Source organism: Lysinibacillus sp. 38-6, assembly GCF_046245175.1.
GTDB lineage: Bacteria > Bacillota > Bacilli > Bacillales_A > Planococcaceae > Lysinibacillus.
In genome coordinates, this window is record NZ_CP176417.1 from 132,889 (window position 1) to 153,009 (window position 20,121).

Annotated in this window: 21 protein-coding genes and 1 riboswitch; of the genes, 18 read left to right on the forward strand and 3 right to left on the reverse strand. The window is 37.0% G+C overall.

From position 1 onward, the window contains the following. The first annotated feature begins 4 nt into the window (after positions 1–4). The 7 genes from ACKVEV_RS00645 to cobT all read left to right on the forward strand — a co-directional run bounded on the left by ACKVEV_RS00645 (position 5) and on the right by cobT (position 5,963). Positions 5–1,651: an FAD-dependent oxidoreductase gene (locus ACKVEV_RS00645; RefSeq protein WP_409368446.1), complete on the forward strand. Its 1,647-nt coding sequence runs from the start codon at positions 5–7 to the stop codon at positions 1,649–1,651. 3 nt (positions 1,652–1,654) lie between these two features. After that, positions 1,655–2,572, forward strand: a complete 918-nt coding sequence (locus ACKVEV_RS00650; protein ID WP_409368447.1) for an alpha/beta fold hydrolase — start codon at positions 1,655–1,657, stop codon at positions 2,570–2,572. After that, complete coding sequence (gene miaA, locus ACKVEV_RS00655) at positions 2,559–3,452, forward strand: tRNA (adenosine(37)-N6)-dimethylallyltransferase MiaA (RefSeq protein WP_409368448.1); 894 nt, start codon at positions 2,559–2,561, stop codon at positions 3,450–3,452. Before ACKVEV_RS00650 ends, miaA begins: the two co-directional genes overlap by 14 nt. Before the next feature lie 98 nt (positions 3,453–3,550). After that, the gene (gene hfq / locus ACKVEV_RS00660) at positions 3,551–3,781 is read left to right on the forward strand and encodes an RNA chaperone Hfq (protein WP_402924608.1); all 231 of its coding nucleotides are present in this window, start codon (positions 3,551–3,553) and stop codon (positions 3,779–3,781) included. Between the two features lie 126 nt (positions 3,782–3,907). Further along, on the forward strand, positions 3,908–4,180 hold the full coding sequence (locus ACKVEV_RS00665; protein ID WP_409368449.1) for a hypothetical protein: 273 nt from the start codon (positions 3,908–3,910) through the stop codon (positions 4,178–4,180). A 36-nt stretch (positions 4,181–4,216) separates the two neighbouring features. Then, a complete protein-coding gene (locus ACKVEV_RS00670) occupies positions 4,217–4,519 on the forward strand; it encodes a rhodanese-like domain-containing protein (RefSeq protein ID WP_409368450.1) in 303 nt (100 codons plus the stop codon). 107 nt (positions 4,520–4,626) lie between these two features. Beyond that, a riboswitch (cobalamin riboswitch) is annotated at positions 4,627–4,803 on the forward strand. Positions 4,804–4,907: 104 nt separating this feature from the next. After that, positions 4,908–5,963 carry a nicotinate-nucleotide--dimethylbenzimidazole phosphoribosyltransferase gene (gene cobT, locus ACKVEV_RS00675; protein ID WP_409368451.1) on the forward strand — a complete coding sequence of 352 codons (1,056 nt, stop codon included), beginning with the start codon at positions 4,908–4,910 and terminating at the stop codon, positions 5,961–5,963. Between the two features lie 153 nt (positions 5,964–6,116). On the opposite strand, the gene ACKVEV_RS00680 is transcribed toward cobT, so the two are convergent. After that, positions 6,117–6,722, reverse strand: coding sequence for a trimeric intracellular cation channel family protein (locus ACKVEV_RS00680; protein WP_402924601.1), 606 nt, complete (start codon positions 6,720–6,722; stop codon positions 6,117–6,119). Positions 6,723–6,869: 147 nt separating this feature from the next. Between ACKVEV_RS00680 and ACKVEV_RS00685 the strand changes: the two genes are divergently transcribed. The 3 genes from ACKVEV_RS00685 (at position 6,870) to glnA (ending at position 10,100) form a co-directional block, all read left to right on the forward strand. Beyond that, positions 6,870–8,120, forward strand: a complete 1,251-nt coding sequence (locus ACKVEV_RS00685; RefSeq protein WP_409368452.1) for an aminotransferase class I/II-fold pyridoxal phosphate-dependent enzyme — start codon at positions 6,870–6,872, stop codon at positions 8,118–8,120. Positions 8,121–8,325: 205 nt separating this feature from the next. Then, a complete protein-coding gene (locus ACKVEV_RS00690) occupies positions 8,326–8,700 on the forward strand; it encodes a MerR family transcriptional regulator (RefSeq protein WP_409368453.1) in 375 nt (124 codons plus the stop codon). 65 nt (positions 8,701–8,765) lie between these two features. Next, the gene (gene glnA / locus ACKVEV_RS00695; RefSeq protein ID WP_409368454.1) at positions 8,766–10,100 is read left to right on the forward strand and encodes a type I glutamate--ammonia ligase; all 1,335 of its coding nucleotides are present in this window, start codon (positions 8,766–8,768) and stop codon (positions 10,098–10,100) included. Positions 10,101–10,155: 55 nt separating this feature from the next. Here the strand turns inward: glnA and ACKVEV_RS00700 are convergent, their stop codons facing one another. Further along, entirely contained in the window at positions 10,156–11,007 is an 852-nt protein-coding gene (locus tag ACKVEV_RS00700) for a helix-turn-helix transcriptional regulator (RefSeq protein WP_409368456.1), read from the reverse strand. A 120-nt stretch (positions 11,008–11,127) separates the two neighbouring features. Between ACKVEV_RS00700 and fabF the strand changes: the two genes are divergently transcribed. The 8 genes from fabF (at position 11,128) to ACKVEV_RS00740 (ending at position 18,901) form a co-directional block, all read left to right on the forward strand. Beyond that, complete coding sequence (gene fabF, locus ACKVEV_RS00705; protein ID WP_409368457.1) at positions 11,128–12,363, forward strand: beta-ketoacyl-ACP synthase II; 1,236 nt, start codon at positions 11,128–11,130, stop codon at positions 12,361–12,363. A 374-nt stretch (positions 12,364–12,737) separates the two neighbouring features. Continuing rightward, complete coding sequence (locus tag ACKVEV_RS00710) at positions 12,738–13,886, forward strand: YhgE/Pip domain-containing protein (protein ID WP_409368458.1); 1,149 nt, start codon at positions 12,738–12,740, stop codon at positions 13,884–13,886. Between the two features lie 90 nt (positions 13,887–13,976). After that, positions 13,977–14,516, forward strand: coding sequence for a PadR family transcriptional regulator (locus ACKVEV_RS00715; protein ID WP_409368459.1), 540 nt, complete (start codon positions 13,977–13,979; stop codon positions 14,514–14,516). 278 nt (positions 14,517–14,794) lie between these two features. Next, positions 14,795–15,187: a DUF5412 domain-containing protein gene (locus ACKVEV_RS00720; protein ID WP_409368460.1), complete on the forward strand. Its 393-nt coding sequence runs from the start codon at positions 14,795–14,797 to the stop codon at positions 15,185–15,187. 269 nt (positions 15,188–15,456) lie between these two features. Then, positions 15,457–16,407 (forward strand): DUF2268 domain-containing putative Zn-dependent protease, encoded by a 951-nt coding sequence (locus ACKVEV_RS00725; protein ID WP_409368461.1) that lies wholly within the window; start codon positions 15,457–15,459, stop codon positions 16,405–16,407. A gap of 246 nt (positions 16,408–16,653) precedes the next feature. Beyond that, positions 16,654–17,496 (forward strand): DUF5700 domain-containing putative Zn-dependent protease, encoded by an 843-nt coding sequence (locus tag ACKVEV_RS00730; protein WP_409368462.1) that lies wholly within the window; start codon positions 16,654–16,656, stop codon positions 17,494–17,496. A gap of 256 nt (positions 17,497–17,752) precedes the next feature. Next, the gene (locus tag ACKVEV_RS00735) at positions 17,753–18,247 is read left to right on the forward strand and encodes a GNAT family N-acetyltransferase (protein ID WP_409368464.1); all 495 of its coding nucleotides are present in this window, start codon (positions 17,753–17,755) and stop codon (positions 18,245–18,247) included. Between the two features lie 216 nt (positions 18,248–18,463). Then, complete coding sequence (locus ACKVEV_RS00740) at positions 18,464–18,901, forward strand: hypothetical protein (RefSeq protein ID WP_409368465.1); 438 nt, start codon at positions 18,464–18,466, stop codon at positions 18,899–18,901. 223 nt (positions 18,902–19,124) lie between these two features. Here the strand turns inward: ACKVEV_RS00740 and ACKVEV_RS00745 are convergent, their stop codons facing one another. Beyond that, a complete protein-coding gene (locus tag ACKVEV_RS00745) occupies positions 19,125–20,072 on the reverse strand; it encodes a helix-turn-helix transcriptional regulator (RefSeq protein ID WP_409368466.1) in 948 nt (315 codons plus the stop codon). Between the last annotated feature and the right edge of the window lie 49 nt (positions 20,073–20,121).

The window sequence follows — 20,121 nt, forward strand, 5'->3', positions numbered from 1 at the left end:
AAGTATGTTTTCATTTGAGCATCGTCCAAAAATTATGGATTATTTAGAGCAATATAGCTTTGATGTATTAGTAATTGGAGGTGGTATTACGGGTGCTGGCGTGGCACTTGATGCGGCATCAAGGGGACTATCAGTTGCGCTGATTGAGATGCAGGACTTTGCGGCTGGGACCTCTAGTCGTTCAACGAAGCTGATTCATGGGGGCCTTCGTTATTTAAAGCAATTTGATGTGGGGGTAGTGGCAGAAGTAGGGCGTGAACGAGAAATCGTTTATGACAATGCAGTTCATGTAACGACACCTGAAAAGATGCTGTTACCATTATATAAAAATGGTTCACTTGGAACGTTTACTACGTCAGTAGCATTGAAAGTTTATGACCGCTTAGCAGGTGTGAAAAAACATGAACGTCGCACGATGCTGAGTGCCCAAGAAACAGCCGCGCTAGAGCCACTTTTAAAGCGCGATGACCTTGTTGGTGGCGGCTATTACGTGGAATATCGTACAGATGATGCACGATTAACTATTGAAGTGCTAAAAAAAGCGGTTGAATACGGAGCACTTTGTGTAAACTATACAGAAATGACAGGGTTTTTATATAACAAGAAAAAGCTCGTTGGGGCAAAAGTAAAAGATCATGTAACGGGAAAACTAGTGGAAGTGCATGCGGCGCAAATTGTTAATGCTACCGGTCCTTGGGTAGATGAAGTTCGTCAAAAAGATAAAAATACGGACAAAAAACAATTACGACTGACAAAAGGTATCCATATTGTCCTTGATCAAAAGCATTTTCCGTTGCAACAAGCAGTCTATTTCGATATTCCTGATGGTCGAATGGCTTTTGCTATACCACGTGACGGCAAAACGTATATAGGGACAACGGATACAGAGTATGAAGGAAGTCCTGTTCACCCTACCGCAACACAGCAAGATGTCGATTATTTAATTGAAGCGGCAAAAAACGTCTTTCCGACAGCAGAAATTACGAGAGAAACCATTGAGTCTTCTTGGGCAGGTGTACGTCCACTTATTTTTGAGAAAGGCAAAGACCCTTCTGAAATTTCACGTAAAGATGAAATTTGGACAGCACCAAGTGGTTTAATGACGATTGCAGGTGGTAAGCTAACTGGCTACCGTCAAATGGCCGAAACCATTGTCGATAAAATTGTTAAAACCCATAAATTTAAACATGCAGGTCCATGTATGACACGCGAGCTATCGCTTTCGGGTGCAAAAGGTATCAATGCCATTAATTTCCCTGACTATACAGCCTATAAAGCAAGAGAAGGTGTTCAATATGGCTTGAATTATGATGAAGCAAAGCATCTAGTACAAAAATATGGTACCAATGTTGATGCATTATTTAATCAAGTAAAGTATTTGCACGAACATGGCAGTACAATGCCACTTGTCTTACATGCGATGCTACTTTATGGTATAGAAGCTGAAATGGTCTATACACCTTGTGATTTCTTTATTCGTCGTACGGGCTTGCTATACTTTGATATTGATGCGGTGCAACAATATAAACAGCAAGTAATTCAAGTAATGCAGCAGCGTTTCCACTATTCAGAGTCTCAGCGAAACGCTTATATTGCCCAGCTAGAACAGGCAATTATCGATGCGACAAGTTTTGCAAATGTGGAGGTGTAGTCTATGGAGCGTTATATAAAAATGTCGGATGGGCATTTTGTCTTTACGCGCACCTTGACACCGACTATGCCATGTAGAGGTCATATTCATATTTTACATGGCATGGCAGAGCATAGTGGCCGGTATAGCAAATTTGCACAAATACTTTGTGATGCAGGCTACGCAGTGACGATGCACGATCACCGCGGCCATGGCGAAACGGCTGCTTACAACGGCACATTAGGCTTTTTTGCTGAAGCAAACGGCTTTGATCGTGTTGTAGAAGATGTCCGTGAAGTGATTGTGACAATGCATGCCCCATTTGCAGATGTGCCTTTAATCGTATTCGGCCATAGTATGGGATCTTTTATTGCTAGAAGGTATATTCAGCTATACGGCCAGCATGTCGATAACGTTATTCTTTGTGGAACAGGAAGTGTCTCCCCCTTGCATATGGTTGGGCATTATGTTGCACAAGCATTAGCAAAACAACGAGGTAAAGAAACAGAGAGTGCGTTATTAAATAAATTGAGTTTTGGAAGCTTCAATAAACAGTTTGCAAATCCGAAAACAGCGTATGATTGGTTATGTTCTGTCGAGCATGAAGTGCAAAAATATATGGATGATCCTTATTGTGGCTTTATCCCAACTAATCAATTTTTCGTTGATTTAACAGCAGGCTTTAAGGAATTAAACCGAAAAAAAGAAATTGAAAAAATAAAGAAAAACTTACCGATCCTTTTGATTAGTGGTAGTAAGGATCCTGTTGGTGACGCGGGTCAAGGTGTCTACAAAGTAGCTGAACAGTTTGCAGCAGCAGGTATACAGGATGTCACAGTGTATTTATTTGAAGATAGGCGACATGAAATTTTAAATGAAGACAATCAACAGGCGGTTCATCAAGTTTTATTACGGTGGTTAGAAAAATATGATACAAAGTAAAATACAGCAAGCTGAAGTTGTAGCAATCGTTGGACCAACAGCTTCAGGTAAAACAGCACTGAGCATTGAGCTAGCCAAAAAGTATAATGGTGAAATCATTAATGGCGATTCCATGCAAATTTATAAAGGCTTAGATATTGGCACAGCAAAAATTACCGAGGAAGAAATGCAAGGCGTCCCACATCATTTATTAAGCTTCAAAGAGCCCACCGAATCTTTTTCAGTAGCAGACTATCAAAAATTGGTGCGTGCTAAAATTAGTGAAATACAAGAACGTGGAAAGCTGCCTATTATTGTAGGGGGCTCTGGGTTATATGTACAAGCGGTGCTCTACGATTTTCAATTTACAGAAGAGCAAGTAGATGAGGAAGCACGTAAGGCTTATTATGAGGAACTCGAAAAACTAGGTCCAGAAGCGATGCATGCAAAGCTAACTGCGCTTGATCCAAAAACGGCACAAACAATTCACCCTAACAATACAAGACGTGTCATTCGAGCGTTAGAAATGATTGAATTAAGCGGTGTTTCAAAGGCTTCAGCGGCACATAATCGTGGAGAAATTCCACTATATCGCCACGTCATTATAGGTCTTGGTGAAAATATGTCCCGTGAAGAGCTTTATGATCGCATAAATCGTCGGGTGGACTTGATGATGGACAAAGGGCTGTTACAAGAAGTAAAAGGATTATGGCAGCAAAATATTCGAGGTGTGCAGTCGATACAAGCAATCGGCTATAAGGAATTATATGATTACTTAGATGGTCATTGTTCGTTGGAAGAGGCAATTGAAAATTTAAAACAAAATTCTCGTCGTTACGCAAAAAGACAGCTTACTTATTTCCGCAATAAGATGGACATCTATTTTGTCGGAAAAGACTAAAAACTTTAATATTTTCTAAAAATTACTAATTGATAAATTGGGATATCATGCTACTATAGGAATGAAGAGGTAGAAAGAGAGTAGAGGAGGCGCATTCTATGAAATCAATTAATTTGCAAGATACGTTTTTGAACCATCTACGTAAAAACAGTGTTTTTGTAACTGTGTTTCTGTTAAACGGGTTCCAGTTAAAAGGAACTGTGAAATCTTATGACAACTTTACAGTATTATTAGTAGATGCTGAAAGTAAACAGCATCTCATTTACAAACACGCAATTTCTACATTCGTTCCAGCTAAGCAAGTTGAATTTTTAGAGACAGAAGTATAGAGAACATAAGCAATAAGAACGACATATTGACAAAAGGCAGAAAGAAGTTCAATCTCCATGCCTTTTGTATTTTTTTTGCTTTTTTTGAGCATGGCCCGCGATTTTCGTGGCGATTAGTGAGGTCTCATGGCGATTGGCAAGGATTACGTGGCGATTAGTGAGGATTACGTGGCGATTGGCAAGGATTACATGGCGATTGGCGAGGATTACGTGGCGATTCGCAAGGTCTCACCAGCGATTCATGAGGTTCTACCAGCGATTCGCAAGGTCTCACCAGCGATTCATGAGATTCTATCAGCGATTCGCAAGGTTTCATCAGCGATTCATGAGGTTCTACCAGCGATTCCGAAGTCACAGCGGTGTTACATCACTAGCTGTTTTTTTTCGTACACGCTATAATGGAATAGGAAATTGATATATTGGAGGATTACACAAATGAAATCGATGGATACAACACAATTATTAGAACGCTTAGATGCTAACGAAGATTTATACATTATTGATGTACGCGAAGATGATGAGGTAGCACAAGGCGTGATTCCTGGTGCTCAACATATTGCACTTGGTACAATACCTGAACGTTTAAATGAATTAGATAGTGCAAAGCCATATATTATTGTATGTAAAGCTGGCGGACGTTCGGCAAATGCTTGTGCCTATTTAGAAGCACAAGGCTTTGATGTTACAAACCTTGAAGGCGGCATGTTAGCCTATGATGGGGAATTAGAATTTAAATAATGTCGGTCTACCGAGGTATTGAACGAGTTAGTCGTTTAATACCTCGTTTTTTTTAAAAAAATTTTTTCAATATTGACACTAAAAATACTTTGTCGTAAATTGAAAGTAATTACATAAAAGCATTAGGTGCCCGCTTAGGGAGAATAGGGAATAAAGTGAAAAGCTTTAGCGGTCCCGCCACTGTAAAATGGAGTTTTATAGAAAATACCACTGGCGTTGTCTGGGAAGGTTCTATAAAATGTTGAGATTGAGCCAGGAGACCTGCCTAATCGCTTCGGATGATATAGACGATGGAAAAGTCTGTAGTTTATTTGTGATGAAATAAACTACAGGCTTTTCTTTTTTTATTTCATTCTTTATGTAAAAGCTATTAAAAGGAGAGATGAGGATGGAATTACTACAACAAACATTGCAAAGCATTCAAGGTGCTGACAAACAAATAATGGAAGACGCTAAACAATATATTGATGCCCTTAGCAAGCCACCAAGTAGCTTGGGAAAACTGGAGTCACTAGCCATACAACTAGCAGGAATTACCGGACAACGATATCCGAAACTCGATCATAAAACGGTTATTGTCTGTGCGGCAGATCACGGTGTTTGTGCTGAAGGCGTAACATCAAACCCTCAAGATGTTACGTTTCTTCAAACGTTGAATTTTCCTAAAGGGGTAACAGGTGTTTGTGCGATCGCCAACATAACAAATGCAAAAGTTGTAACGGTAGACGTTGGAGTAAAAAAAGATATTCCGCATGATGCAGGTGTGCTCATTAAAAAAATAAAATATGGTACGGATAATATGGCAATAGGACCAGCGATGACAAGAGAAGAAGCTATTCAATCGCTTGAAGTAGGAATTGAAGTTGCGATAGCAGAAATTGAACAAGGGGCAAATGTACTTGCTACTGGTGAAATGGGGATTGGCAATACAACACCGAGTGCGGCGATATTATCTGTGCTTCACGGCTGTCATCCTCATGAAGTGACTGGATTTGGTGCAGGGCTTGGTTCAGGAGGTATCGAACATAAAGTAGCTGTTATTCAAAAGGCGATTGAATTAAACAAACCGAATCGTCATGATGCAATTGATATATTGGCCAAAGTGGGGGGATTAGAAATAGGGGCAATGGCTGGCATTATTCTTGCGGCTGCTGCCAATCGCAAACCAGTCGTGATCGATGGTTTTATCTCTACAGTAGCAGCGCTTATTGCCTATGAATTGGAACCGAAAGTCCAACACTATATTATACCTTCTCATGCGTCTGAAGAACCGGGTGCAAAAATTGCTGCTCAACTGCTAGGCGTCGAGCCGATGCTACATATGAATATGCGATTGGGAGAGGGCTCTGGTGCAGCTTTAGCCTTTCCTATTTTAGATGCAGCTTGTTCGATGGTAAGCAAGATGGCTACATTAGCAGAGACGATGGCGCTAGTTAGTAAATAATAATAGAAAATAACTCGAGTTGATGGTAGCGTAGGCGGTGACTCCTGCTTACAACAGCACACAATAAAAGCCGCAACCCTCACTAATGCAAGGTTTGCGGCTGACTGTGCTAAGCGCAAAGCACCGCCGTAGCCATCAAGGATATAGCTTATTTTAAGCTCGATGCAATTTACGCAATGGTAAGCGCCATTTCTTCATATAAGATAGTACGCGTAGTATCGTAATGACACCGAATAATACATATAAGAAAATATCTCCCTGTAATAATTCTAATCCGATTAGAAGACCAGCAAGTGCTGCCCAGACACCGTAGATTTCATCGCGTAGCACGAGTGGCTTACGTCCGGCTAGTAAATCTCGCACAATACCCCCGCCTGATCCAGTTAAAACTGCCGCAACAATCACCGCACTAATCGGCATGTTGAGTTTGACAGCATACAATGCACCTTGAATCGCAAAAGCCGATAAACCGATGGCATCAGTTAAATTGCCCCAACGATGCCAATGCTGTATCAAATGATGCGGAAAGATAAAAAATATCGTAATTGCCGCAATGGCGATTTGAAACATCATATCTTGCCCCCACAAAGTTGTAACGGGTAGCCCAATTAGTAAATTACGAATGGCACCGCCACCGAATGCAGTTACAATGCCAAGTATATATACACCGAATAAATCGTATTCTTCTTCCATTGCTATTATTGCTCCGGAAATAGCGAAGGCAATTGTTCCAATGATGCTAAAAACTTCCCAAGCCATCACTTTCCCTCCTTAAACGAGAATAAATTGTAGTAAGTCCGCCCCTTAGCTTAGCGCATTTAACAGCTAGACACAATAGCTATTTTTGCAGGGTTGCTAACAAATTGATAAGATAGGAAAGAACAATTTGAAACGGAGACGAAAACAATGACTTTTACAACCCATTTAACAGCAGAAACGCTAACATTAGCTGAAAAAATTGAAGAAAAGGTGCGTCCATATCACACTAAGGTGGAGAATATGGCATTTCTCAATCAACAAAAGGTGCTTGCGGCCTTTCGAACACATCAAGTAAGTGATTTTCATTTACATCCATCCAATGGCTACGGTTATGATGATGAAGGTCGCGACAATCTTGAGCGTGTCTATGCGGAAGTTTTTGGTGCAGAGGCAGCGATTGTCCGTCCGCAAATTATATCCGGTACACATGCGATTACGCTTAGTCTATTCGGGGTGCTACGACCAGGTGATGAATTGCTTTATATTTCAGGGCAACCATATGATACATTACAGTCAATTGTCGATGGTGGAGACAAAGATACGGGTTCTCTAAAGGATTATAAAATCGGTTATCGCCATGTAGATTTAATTGATAACGAAGCAATCGATTGGCCAGCAGTAGAAGCGGCCATTACAGCGAACACGAAAATGATTGCCATTCAACGTTCCAAGGGCTATGCAACTCGACCATCCTTTACGATTTCGCAAATTGCAGCAATGTGTACAAAAGTAAGGGAACTAGCACCGAATGCCGTTATTTTTGTTGATAATTGCTATGGTGAATTTGTGGAGGCACAGGAACCTACAGAAGTAGGGGCGGATTTAATGGCAGGTTCTCTTATTAAAAACCCTGGTGGTGGCTTAGCTAAAATAGGAGGCTATATTGCAGGACGAGCTGATCTAGTCGAAAAATGTGCGTATCGTATGACATCACCAGGTATTGGAGCAGAGGCGGGTGCTACATTAAATACGCTAGGCGATTTTTATCAAGGCTTTTTCCTAGCACCGCATGTGGTAAGTCAAGCCTTAAAAGGTGCGATTTTTACAGCTGCGATGTTGGAGGAAATAGGCATGACGACATTCCCAAGTTATCATGCGGAGCGTACAGACTTAATTCAATCCGTATCGTTTCAAACAGCCGAGCAAATGGTTGCTTTCTGTCGTGAAATTCAAGCAAATTCTCCGATTAATGCGCATTATGCACCTGAGCCTGCTTACATGCCAGGCTATGAAGATGATGTTATTATGGCAGCGGGTACATTTATTCAAGGCTCAAGTATCGAACTGACAGCTGATGGCCCAATTCGCCCACCGTTTACAGCATTTATTCAAGGTGGATTAACATATGAGCATGTGAAATTCGCTATTTGTAGCGCGGTGCAAAGTTTACGAAAATAGGCACGTAATGAAAAGCCCTATCACAGTTTTTGTGATGGGCTTTTCCAATTTTCATTAACAAGAAAAAGGCCGTAAAACGTATAGTTTTTAACAATTTTTCATCAATTCAAAAAAAAATTAAAAATCCATGTTAGGAAACCTTACATCTGTGTTGACAGTGAAAAATTTTCGTTATATGATAAGCGGGTATTAGGGGGGGAGTTAAATGAGTCGTGAAATTAGACGAACGATGCCGTTATTATCGATGAGTATCGTAATGCAATTAACCGAGCTTTCGGCACGCCAAATTCGTTATTATGAAGAACACCATTTAATAGAGCCACACCGAACAGAAGGAAATCGACGTATGTTTTCATTAAATGATGTCGATACACTTCTTGAAATTAAAGATTACTTAGAGCAGGGCATGAATATGGCGAAAATTAAAAAAATATTTGCTAAAAAATTAGATCCTGTTGCAACAGATGAACCTGATTTAAGCGACACAGAATTACGTCGTATTATGCGCGAAGAAATGCGACAAGCACAGCGCATGCAAAAATCATCCATTCGTCGTGGTGATTTATCTCGATTCTATTAAGGGTTTCTCTTTAGTAGAGTAGGGTAATGATATATGTTAGACAATTTATAGGAGTGTGGAAAACTGTGGGTAAATACACAAAAGAGGACATCAAGCGTTTAATAGAGGAAAAAAATGTAAGTTTCATACGTTTACAATTTACGGATATTCTAGGTACAATTAAAAACGTTGAAATTCCTGTTAGTCAACTAGATAAAGCACTAGAAAACAAAATGATGTTCGACGGCTCATCAATTGAAGGCTTCGTGCGTATCGAAGAATCAGATATGTATTTATATCCTGATTTAGATTCTTTCGTCGTGTTCCCTTGGACTTCAGAAAAAGGGAAAGTAGCACGTTTCATCTGTGACGTATACACTGCGAAAGGTGAACCATTCGCTGGTGACCCACGTAATAACTTAAAACGTATCCTTAAAAAAATGGAAGATATGGGCTTCACAAGCTTTAACTTAGGGCCTGAGCCAGAATTCTTCTTATTCAAATTAGATGCAAAAGGTGAACCTACGTTAGAAGTAAACGACCACGGTGGTTATTTCGACTTAGCACCTACAGACTTAGGTGAAAACTGTCGTCGTGATATCGTTTTAGAGCTTGAAGAAATGGGCTTTGAAATCGAAGCTTCTCACCATGAAGTAGCACCAGGTCAACATGAAATTGACTTTAAATATGCAGATGCCATTACAGCATGTGATAACATCCAAACATTCAAATTAGTTGTTAAAACAATTGCGCGTAAACACGGCCTACATGCTACATTCATGCCAAAACCATTATTTGGTGAAGCAGGATCTGGTATGCACTTCAATGTATCTTTATTTAAAGGGAAAGAAAATGCATTCTACGATGAATCGACTGAACTAGGTCTTTCTGAAACAGCAATGCAATTTATGGCAGGTGTTCTTGAACACGTACAAGGATTCACAGCTGTAACAAACCCAACAGTAAACTCTTATAAACGTTTAGTTCCTGGTTATGAAGCACCATGTTACGTTGCATGGTCTGCACAAAACCGTTCACCACTTATTCGTATCCCATCTGCACGTGGTCTATCAACTCGTGTAGAAGTACGTTCAGTGGACCCATCAGCAAACCCATACTTAGCGATGGCTGTTATTTTAGAAGCGGGTCTAGAAGGTATTCGCAAACAATTAACACCACCAGCGGCAATTAACCGTAACATCTATGTAATGACTGAAGAAGAGCGCAAAGCAAACGGTATCGCTAATTTACCACCAGCTCTTGACGATGCATTAACATTACTTGCGCAAGATAAAGTGGCTCAATCAGCTTTAGGTGAGCACATTTACGCAAACTTCAAAGAAGCAAAAGAAATCGAGTTCGACATGTACCGTACAACAGTACACCAATGGGAACGCGACCAATATTTAAAAATGTATTAATCAAAAGCGTTGGGGCTCAAGGGCTCCAACGCTTTTTTTACAATTAAGTTCTACATCATTTTTCAGCGCTAACTTTCCTCATTAAACGCTTCAACTTATCCTCTGTCTCTGTTTCCTCGACGGGTGTATAAATACTGCATCGTAAATCCATATCCCCTTGCACTTGAAGAGACGTTAAATTAAACAACATTTTGCCTGCTTTGGCATGTCTAAATTCAATCATCATTTCTGGTGCCTTGCTCACTTGACTTTCTTGCCATAAATCTTGGAACTCTTGATGAGAATGGCTCATTTCCTCAATAAATTGGTTGTACCATTCGTCTCCTAAATAGTGGCCATAATAAGTACGGAAAATAGCAAGAAAGCCTTTTGCAAAATGTTCCCAATTGACGGCCAATGCTTTAAATTCTTTTCTTGTGAACACTAATCGAATTAAATTTCTTTCATTAGTCGGTACTTGTTCAAAGTCTAAAAAAACATGCGCTGCAGCAGCGTTCCAACCGACAATATGGCAATGGCGATCGGTAATAATTGTTGGACAATACGTTAATTCAGCTAATATTCGTTTTAAAGCAGGGCTCAGCTCTGATGGTTCCTTTTTTAAAGTGGTGATTTCTGATTTTACATCCAAGGCAAGGTTGTTTAAGTAGTCCGTTTCATCATGACTAAGTTGCAAAGCTGAAGCAATACAGTCGAGGACACTTGCAGATACTTTAATATCCCTTCCTTGTTCTAGCCACGTATACCAAGTAGTACTGACACCCGCTAATTGAGCAACTTCTTCTCTACGTAAACCTGGTGTTCTTCTGCGCGTACCGGCAGGCAAGCCAATAGTCTCAGGCTTTATTTGGGCCCGTTTCGATTTTAAAAATGTCGACAAAGCTTCAAGCCTATTTTTATCATTCATGTTAAAAACCTCTCCGTATCATTTTTACCTAGTAGTTATTATACCAGGATAAACAGTGTCTTGTAATAGGATATATACGATGTAAAATACAACTATCATATGGATTTGGGGGAATGAACAATGGAGAGAGTTGTTATTACAGGTATGGGAGTCGTTTCTCCTTTAGGGAACGATATTCAAACATTTTGGCACAATTTAATCAATGGACAATCAGGTATTTCAACGATTGATACATTTGATGTTACAAATCAAAAAACTAAAATTGCTGGGATCATTAAAGACTTCAATGCTGAGGCATTGTTAGGAAAGAAAGAAGCAAAAACGTTAGATCGTTTTGCACAATTTGCGTTAGTTGCAGCCGAACAAGCGTGGCAAGATGCCAATTTGAACAGCGAGTTGATTGACCATGAAAGATTAGGCGTCTATGTAGGTTCGGGCATAGGCGGAATTGAAACTTTTATTGAAAATATAGATGCGCTTAGACAGAAAGGGCCACGAAGAGTTAGTCCAACACTAGTACCTGCTATGATTTCAAATGCCGCTGCAGCTCAAATTAGCATCAAGTGGAAAGCAATGGGCCCATCGATGTCTCCTGTTTCAGCTTGTGCAATTGGCAATACAGCTCTCGGAGAAGCCTTTCGATTAATTCGTTACGGAGAAGTTGATGTGATGTTTGCAGGTGGAACAGAGGCTGCGATAACAGATTTATCAATAGCTAGCTTTGGCAATGCGACAGCATTATCAACGAGAAACGACGAACCTACTTTGGCTAGCCGTCCATTTGATGACGGTCGAGATGGCTTTGTCATGTCAGAGGGGGCGGGCATATTCATTTTAGAATCGTTATCACATGCTTTAAAACGAGGAGCAAAAATTTATGCAGAAGTGATTGGCTATGGTGCAAGTTCAGACGCACATCATATCGTAGCTACACATCCAGAAGGCAAAGGTGCCTACCTTGCCATGAGAGCAGCTTTAAAAAATGCTAACCTATCACCTGAAGAAATTGATGTCATTAGTGCTCATGCTACAAGTACAAAAGTGGGGGATATTTCTGAAACGATGGCTATTAAGCAGTTGTTTGGAACGCAAGCTTATCAAATCCCCGTAACAGCGAATAAATCGATGCTTGGCCATATGTTGGGGGCAGCTGGAGGCGTTGAAGCAATAGCATTAGCGATGAGCTTAAAGGAAGGCATTATTCCTCCTACAATCAACTTAGAGCAGCCCGACCCATTATGTGATTTAGATTATGTACCTTCCGTTGCACGCCGTATGAATATCAAAACAGGGTTATCGAACTCATTTGGCTTTGGCGGTCATAATGCGGCAATTGTTTTAAAAAAATATGAATAAATAGAGGAAACAATCGAGATGAACAGTACACGTTACTAAATCTCGATTGTTTTTTAGAATTTTTCATCTAATTATAGTAAAAATATCAAGGTTTTGATATCAATTTTATATTTTAAAATATTTATAATTTATCAAGTAACTTTACAAGGTCGTTAGTATGAGATTTTCCTTACTTTTAATAATGAACGAACTCCCATTTCACACTTTAGACAAAATATAAAAAATAGTGTTTCTAGGCTATATCTATTCATTGCAAAGTAAATCGTATTTTTGTAGAATTACAATCACGGTTTAATTAAACTACTTAAATTAAACTATTTCATTTAGATTATAAATAGAAAAATTGGGTTTGTAGAAGGGGAGTACTAAATTAAATGAAGTTTAAAGAGTTTTTAAAAACGAAAGGTGCCAAGGGCTCTATTTTTATGGGGATTTTATACGCGGTATGTATGTTAGGTATCTTTTTACCAGGGTACACCGCGATACCGGGCAATATGGATCAATTACCAATAGCCATTATTAATGATGATAAAGGGGAATATGGTGCGCAAATTGCTGATAGTTTAACAGAACAGCTTCCGTTTGAAGATATTGAAACAGACATCACAAATAAAGAAGCTTTAAAAGAGTTAGAAAAAAATGACTTAGCATTAGTCGTTCATATTCCAGAGACGTTTTCAGCTGATTTACAAAAAGGCGATGTATCATCAAGTATTGATTTCTCAATCAATGAAGCTGGTGCAACAGCCGTGTCATCGTCTATGCAACAAGTTGTCATGCAAATTAATGCACAATTAAGTGCACAATTTTCACAACAAACAGCGCAAGGAATTTTAATGAACTTACATGTGCCGAAAGAGCAAGCAGCTGAATTAGCGGCGCAAATTGAAAATAGTTATGTGGGAAATATTGTAACAATCAACGACGTGCCAGATGGCATGCATAACAATATGCTACCAATGTTCTTAACAATGGCCATTTATGTTGGAGCTATGATTGGTGCGATGCAATTAGTAGGTGCATTTAAAGCGAATCGTGGGAAAGCAACAAAAACACGTTTATTTATTTACATGCAATTAACATCGATTATTATCGGTTTATTATCTGGTTTAGTATCAACCGTTATGTCATTTGCTATCAATGATTTATCAGGTGTTGGTCTATTCTTCCAAATATTAGGTCAACAAACGCTAAATTATTGGGCAAGCTTTAACTTCACTGCAATTTTCGTATTATTAGTTGGTGAAGCGGGTATGATTTTAAACATTCCTATTTTATTAATCCAAACGATCGCTAATGGCGCGACAATCTCTCGCGATATGATGTATTTACCTTATAAATGGATGAGCCATATTTCACCAATGTATTATTCTGTACAAGCATACTTTAACAATATCTTTGGTAGTGTCAGTGCGGCTCCGTTCGTATTAGGATTAACAACAGTTGGCTTTGTAGCAATGGTCATTAATGTTCTAATTGTTTGGGTACTTCATAAACCACTACCTGTAACTGTAGAGGAGTAGTTATAAGAATTATAACTGAATAAAATTCTGATGAAGTAAATCGTTAGTTTTGATAAAATAGAACTAATATTTGCCTAAGGAGCTGAAACAATGGCAATTCAAATTTTCATTCTTAGCAAGCTTATGGAAGGAGATAATTATCCTTATAATTTAAAAAAACAAATCGCCGAATTACAGTCACTTGATTCCATCAATGGTTTGACGGAAAGTAAGTTATATTATCATTTTGAGTCATTAGCGAAACAAGGACTAATCGAGACGAAAGAAGTTATAAAGGAAGAAAATCGCCCTGATAGGCATGTATTTTCAATTACTGAAAAAGGCCGCGAAGCCTTGCCAAAAAAGATTTATAAATCGCTTGAAAACGCCAATACAATCGGTGATATGGTTATCGGGCTAGCCAATATTAAACATGTTGATCGCGACAGGATCATTCATATTTTAGAAAAAAAGTTACACGGAATGCATGCAAAATGGGACTTCCTGTTTAAAAAGGACAGACAACATTTAGTAAAACCAGGTGGACAAGTGCTAGCCGATTTTGTCAGCGATTATGCGAATTTTAGAATCCAAGGCTCCATTCAGTACCTCGAAAGAGTAATTGAGCATGTGCGAAAAGAAGAAATATAAGAAAAAGTCTTTATTAATTAACGGTTTTGTATAATGTCAAACTATTTTATGGCATGGAGCATTTATACCAAAGTTCATTAATGGAAAATAAAGATTGATTAAAGATCCTGTGTTGATATACAGGATCTTTTTTTATTCCACAAACGGGCCAGATTGTTAAAAAGGACTTTATGATGAAATGTTATATAACGAAGCTTTGGGAACAATATTAAATAAATAAAGTCTATAATAAAAGGAATTATTTAACTTCTTTTCAAAAGTGCAAAAGGGGGTTTTGTATGACTGCTGAATCAACGATAAAAGGGGCAAAGCGAAAAAAGATAGTGAAAATAATACTGACTATTAGCTTTTTATTTGTGGGGTTTATTGGATATGGAGTTTATTGGGCATTTTTCGATATGAACAGGTTGCCAAAGGGAGAATATCTTACAGAGGAAACCTCTCCTGATGGTACCTATACTTTAAAAGCTTATTTATCGAGTCCAAGCTTAAGCTCTGATGCGGTAAGAGGTGAATTAGTATTTAATGAACGTAATGGCAAAACAAAAAATATCTACTGGAATTATCGAGAATCAACAGCCAAAATTAAGTGGTTAGATAATAAAACAGTAGTAATTAATGGGCGTACTCTGGAAGTTCCTAATGAAAGATTCGATTTTCGTAATCAATAATTCAGAGTTCACAGTTTTGTTATGCAAAGAGAATCATAAAATGTTCTTCAACAAAAGGGCGCATTTCTTTACTAAGGAATGCGCCTTCCTCTATTAAAGGACCATATAATTAAATAACAGTTAATTTTGATGTGAGTTTGTAATAGTGTACTTAAGTTAACGAGGCAGGTTAGTTCAATTAAAAATTTCAAGGTAATAGATAATTTAATTCTAAAATATGGTAAAATAATTAGTTGAATAGTTTGTTTTTACGTAGGGGGGAATTTTATTTGAAGAATTATCAAAAAACTTTTGTCATAGTTCTTCTAATAATTACGTTGCTAACACTTACTTCCTGTACACAAGCTGAAGAATCGAAAGAAAAGCAAGGTATTGAAAGTATCGTTTTATCATTCGAACATCCTCAAACAGGTCAAAAATTTAAAATAGTCAATGCCTATAAACTTTATCAAAACTATGCAGATAAAGTTGAAATTAATCCAGAACAATCACAATTGGAAATTTATAATGAAGAGGTAATTCGACCTATATATAGTGTTTGTTTTGAGAATGGTGAATATCCTAATATGGCAGATGAAGTTCTAAATGTAGCTCCTGACCTTTTAACAGAAAATCAAATATTAAGTGAAAAAATTGATAGGGAAGAAACTGAAAATATTATTAAAGAAGCTCTTTTAAAATCTTCTGACCTTCTTCCATCTGGAAAAGAAACAACTGCATGTGTTTTTCCTGCCACAAATACAAATATACTAATGACTACAGTGGGGGCAGGAAAAATAATAGTACTTTACAACAAATATTATAACGAAGATGTTTTAAGGTCTAGCATGGCTCACGAATATCATCATAGTGTTTGGACAGAGAAGTACTTACGTAATGCTCCACCTTTTACTGTTTTGGATCATCTAATATTTGAAGGAAAGGCATTTATGTTTGAAAAGTTAGTTTATCCTAATATTGATGCTACTCCAGTTTATTCAACATTCAACAATTATTATTGGTCAAAAATTGTATTAGATCTCGAAAAGTATGACTTTAATCGAGCTTACGAAATTATACTGGGAGGTAATGGCCTTCCTAATCGTTATGGTTACAGTGAAGGCTATAAAATGGTAAAATCCTATCTTGACTTGCACCCAAATGTAACCCCAGAGGAATGGACTGCCCTAGGTGCAAAAGAAATTTTTGAAAAAGGAAATTATATTGAAAACTATAAATAAAAAATGTCTATGAACGAATAGATATATACATCATTGAGTTTCGTATGCAGCTCTTTTTTTCTTAAACTAAGGGTGGTTTAGTTCAAAAACGATCTTCAACAAACGGGCGCATTTCTTTACTAAGGAATGCGTCTTCCTCTATTAAAGGGCCATATTCTGGAATAAGCAGGAACTTAAAATTATTTGGAGAAATAGAAAAGTATCAAATTAACGAAGAGGATTGTTATGGAATGGAGGAAGTTAAATATGAAAATTTATAATACAGTTCCATATTTTTTATCAAACTACATGCCTTCAGAGCTGTTCTTAAAACACTACTATGAAAAGTTCTCACAACACTTCAAGGAATACTTTCTGTATCATTGTAAAAATGCAGATGAGAAGATTAAAAATGCAATTCAAAAATACCCTTCCAAAATGAGTGAGATAAAGGAATCAAGTAGGAAAATTGAAAGCCTAATTCAACAAGTTGTGTTAACTTACAGACAAAGATATAATGTCGAGTTCACTAAAGATGTACATATTATTGTTGGAGCATATGGGTCAAATGCATTTACACATCGTCAAATTATTCCCGAAGTGACTTTTTGTTTAGAAAAGCTTTCTTCAAATGATAAGCATTTAAAAGTAATTATTGCTCATGAATTTGGTCATGCTCTTCATAATATTTTATCAGATCAGGAGGGGATGGATTGGTCTAAAGTTCAGTGGGGTCATCCCTTTACAACATTGTTTCAGGAAGGATTTGCAACGTTTTTTTCAGAACAAGTTGTTGATGCTGATAAATCGGTCTATTTTTCATACGATGATACTGGAGAAGAATGGTTAAGATTTGCAGAGAACAATAAAAAAGAGATTATCTCTACTTTTTTGGAAGATATAAATAAACGAACGCAACCTGAGATTTTCCATGAATGGTTTTCTATTAATGGAGGTTCCTACTTTGGTTTCGAACGTTTAGGCTATTTTATTGGATACAATGTGATTCAAATCTTGATTGAAAAATATCAAGAGACAAGGGCCGTTACACTTTGGAAAGAATCTACCTTTTATAAAGAAATAGAGAATGTACTTTTAGGACTTAGTTAAAACGTTTAATTTAGAGTAAAGTTATTTAACAATCGGGCGCAATTCTGTAAGAAGGATAGGCGCTCGTTTGCATTTAAAGGCCATTTAATTGAATAACACATCTAAATTAAATATAGGATTTTATGTTAATTTTGATGTGAGTTTGTGAAACAATGTACTTAAGCTAACGGGACAGTTTAGCTTCTTAGGAATAGAGGTTTTATAACCTGAATGTCGAAAAGAATGTATAACCGCGTAAAATAGAAGGAGAGGTTCTTTGAAAAAAATTAGAGAAGCAACAAAAGAGGATATGATAGAAATTTATAAGATGGGCTATGATGTTTGGGGAGATAATCTGCCATATGAAGAATATATAACTATGTGCCAGGCTTCCAATAAGTATAAAAAGGGAAATTGGTACGTTCTTGAAGCAACAGATACAAAGGAACTATTAAGCTCCCTCATCGTATATGAACTAAATCTTTCTGAAGACCAAATTGTAAAAGGGATTGGTTCAATCGCTACTCCTTTAAATTTAAGAAAAAAAGGATATGCTTCTTTATTGGTCAAAGAAACGATAAATAAACTAGAACAGGAAGAAAACTGTAACAACTTTTTCCTTTATAGTGATATTGGGATAGAATTTTACAAAGGATTAGGTTTTATTGTACTACCTAATGATAGTCAAAAATATAAAGACAGTGTTTGTATGTATTACTCAAAAGAAAATGAGATCGACTCCATATCACTACATATCCCCGATTATTTTTAAAGTACATCCTTTGAAGAAGAATAAAGGCTTTAACACTACTTAGACCTCATAATATTGAGGTCTTTTATTTTGCCTTTCTTAATATCTCAACAGTAGTAATTTAATTTTTGACACGCTGAAATAAGCATTTTAAACTCGCTTACTCAAATTTAGGAGGGGAATATTAAACTTTATTAAATTATCTTATATAATACATAAAAATTAAGGGTGAAAAGGATGATGAAAAATAAGAAGCGTCTCAAAAAGACAAAAAATAGAGTAGTACACGCCAAGACACCAGAAGACCGTTTTAAGGAAATACAAGGCACGACAATAGAGGAATGGAACGAACAACAATTCGCAGCTAAAACAGGAATGACACCCGATGAATGGTATATTAATAAGGCGAAAACAACAACACCTTTTGATTTTATAAAAGAACGCTACAGTACTGTTACTGATTACGATAAAAAGCTTATTAAGGATTTGCAAATACTGGGATTGAAAGATGATGTTATATATGTGTTGCTTGATTACGTTGCAATTGTAAGTAAAAGCGGAATAGTTCACCACCCGTTAGTAAAAGAAATGGGAGAGAATTGCTTTAATGAAAAAATATTTACAATTGAAAAAGCTATTTCTTACGTTCGGGAACAACAGAAAAAATTTATGTGATTACATTTAAAATGGGAAGTTTGTGAAACATTATTCTTAAATAATTGGTGCTTTTATAATTTCATTAACTCTTGTTATTCTTACAATTGTATAACAACGTATCGGTAATGATGTGGCGATTTCTCGTTTACATATGTAACGTAGTAGGATCATTTAATGGAATAAATACAAATGGAACTTATATTTTAGTAAGTTCCATTTGAGTGTAACAGTAGAATTTTAGTTAGTCATACTGATTTAAAATATTATTTAACTTTTCCTTCATACATTGAGTTAATTCAGGTGGGCTTTTAATAAAAGCTTCTTCACCAAAAGTAATCAAATAATGACAAAAAAAGTGAATATCGCTTTTTGAGATATTACCTTTCAAAATTCCAGTACCATCTTCTCTTTTAGACAACTCTATATTTGCCCATATTTCGGATTTATACATTTCCACTCCCTTGTTAGTTAGTTCCACATTTAATTGGAATGTATATTCTTCTTTAGTATTTATAAGGCTAAAACGGTTTTTTAAATAAATATTCGATAAATCTATAGGGCAATTATTTTCATCACGTTCTATGAATTGTATACGATCACATCTAAAGACGCGATAACCCTTATTTACAAAACAATAAGATGGGCAATACCACTTTCCTCCATTTGCATAAATACCGATTGGTTGAATACTTCTATAAGTTAGTTCTCCATTTTTTTTATATTTTATTTTAAGTACTTCCTGTTCAATTGATGCCTCCAATAATTGCTTTAAAAACGGAACCTTATCCTGTTGGTCAACAGATACAAAATCGACTCGATTTTTCATTTTATCAATGGTATCTCTTATATCTCCAGAAAGATTTAAATAAAATTTCTTTTTTATAGATTCATACTCAGTATCAAAAGGAAGGGAAATATAGTGTCTTAAAGCATGAATCGCAAAAAAAATAGAGATAGCTTCATCTTCACTAAAGGCAATTGGAGGGAGAATTCTTTCATTTAAAACTTGATAACCACCATGAGGGCCTGCTTCAGAATATAATGGGACACCCATCTCACTTAATTCTTGCAAATCTCTCAAAATTGTTCTTTTTGAAACCTCAAATTCTTGCGCTAATTCCCTAACGGTAAATCTTTTCTTTCGATTCACCATCATGATCATTTCATTTAATCTTTTTGCCTTTGACATGTATACCTCCAAAAAATAACAGTGACATAAGTTGTCACCATCATAATAT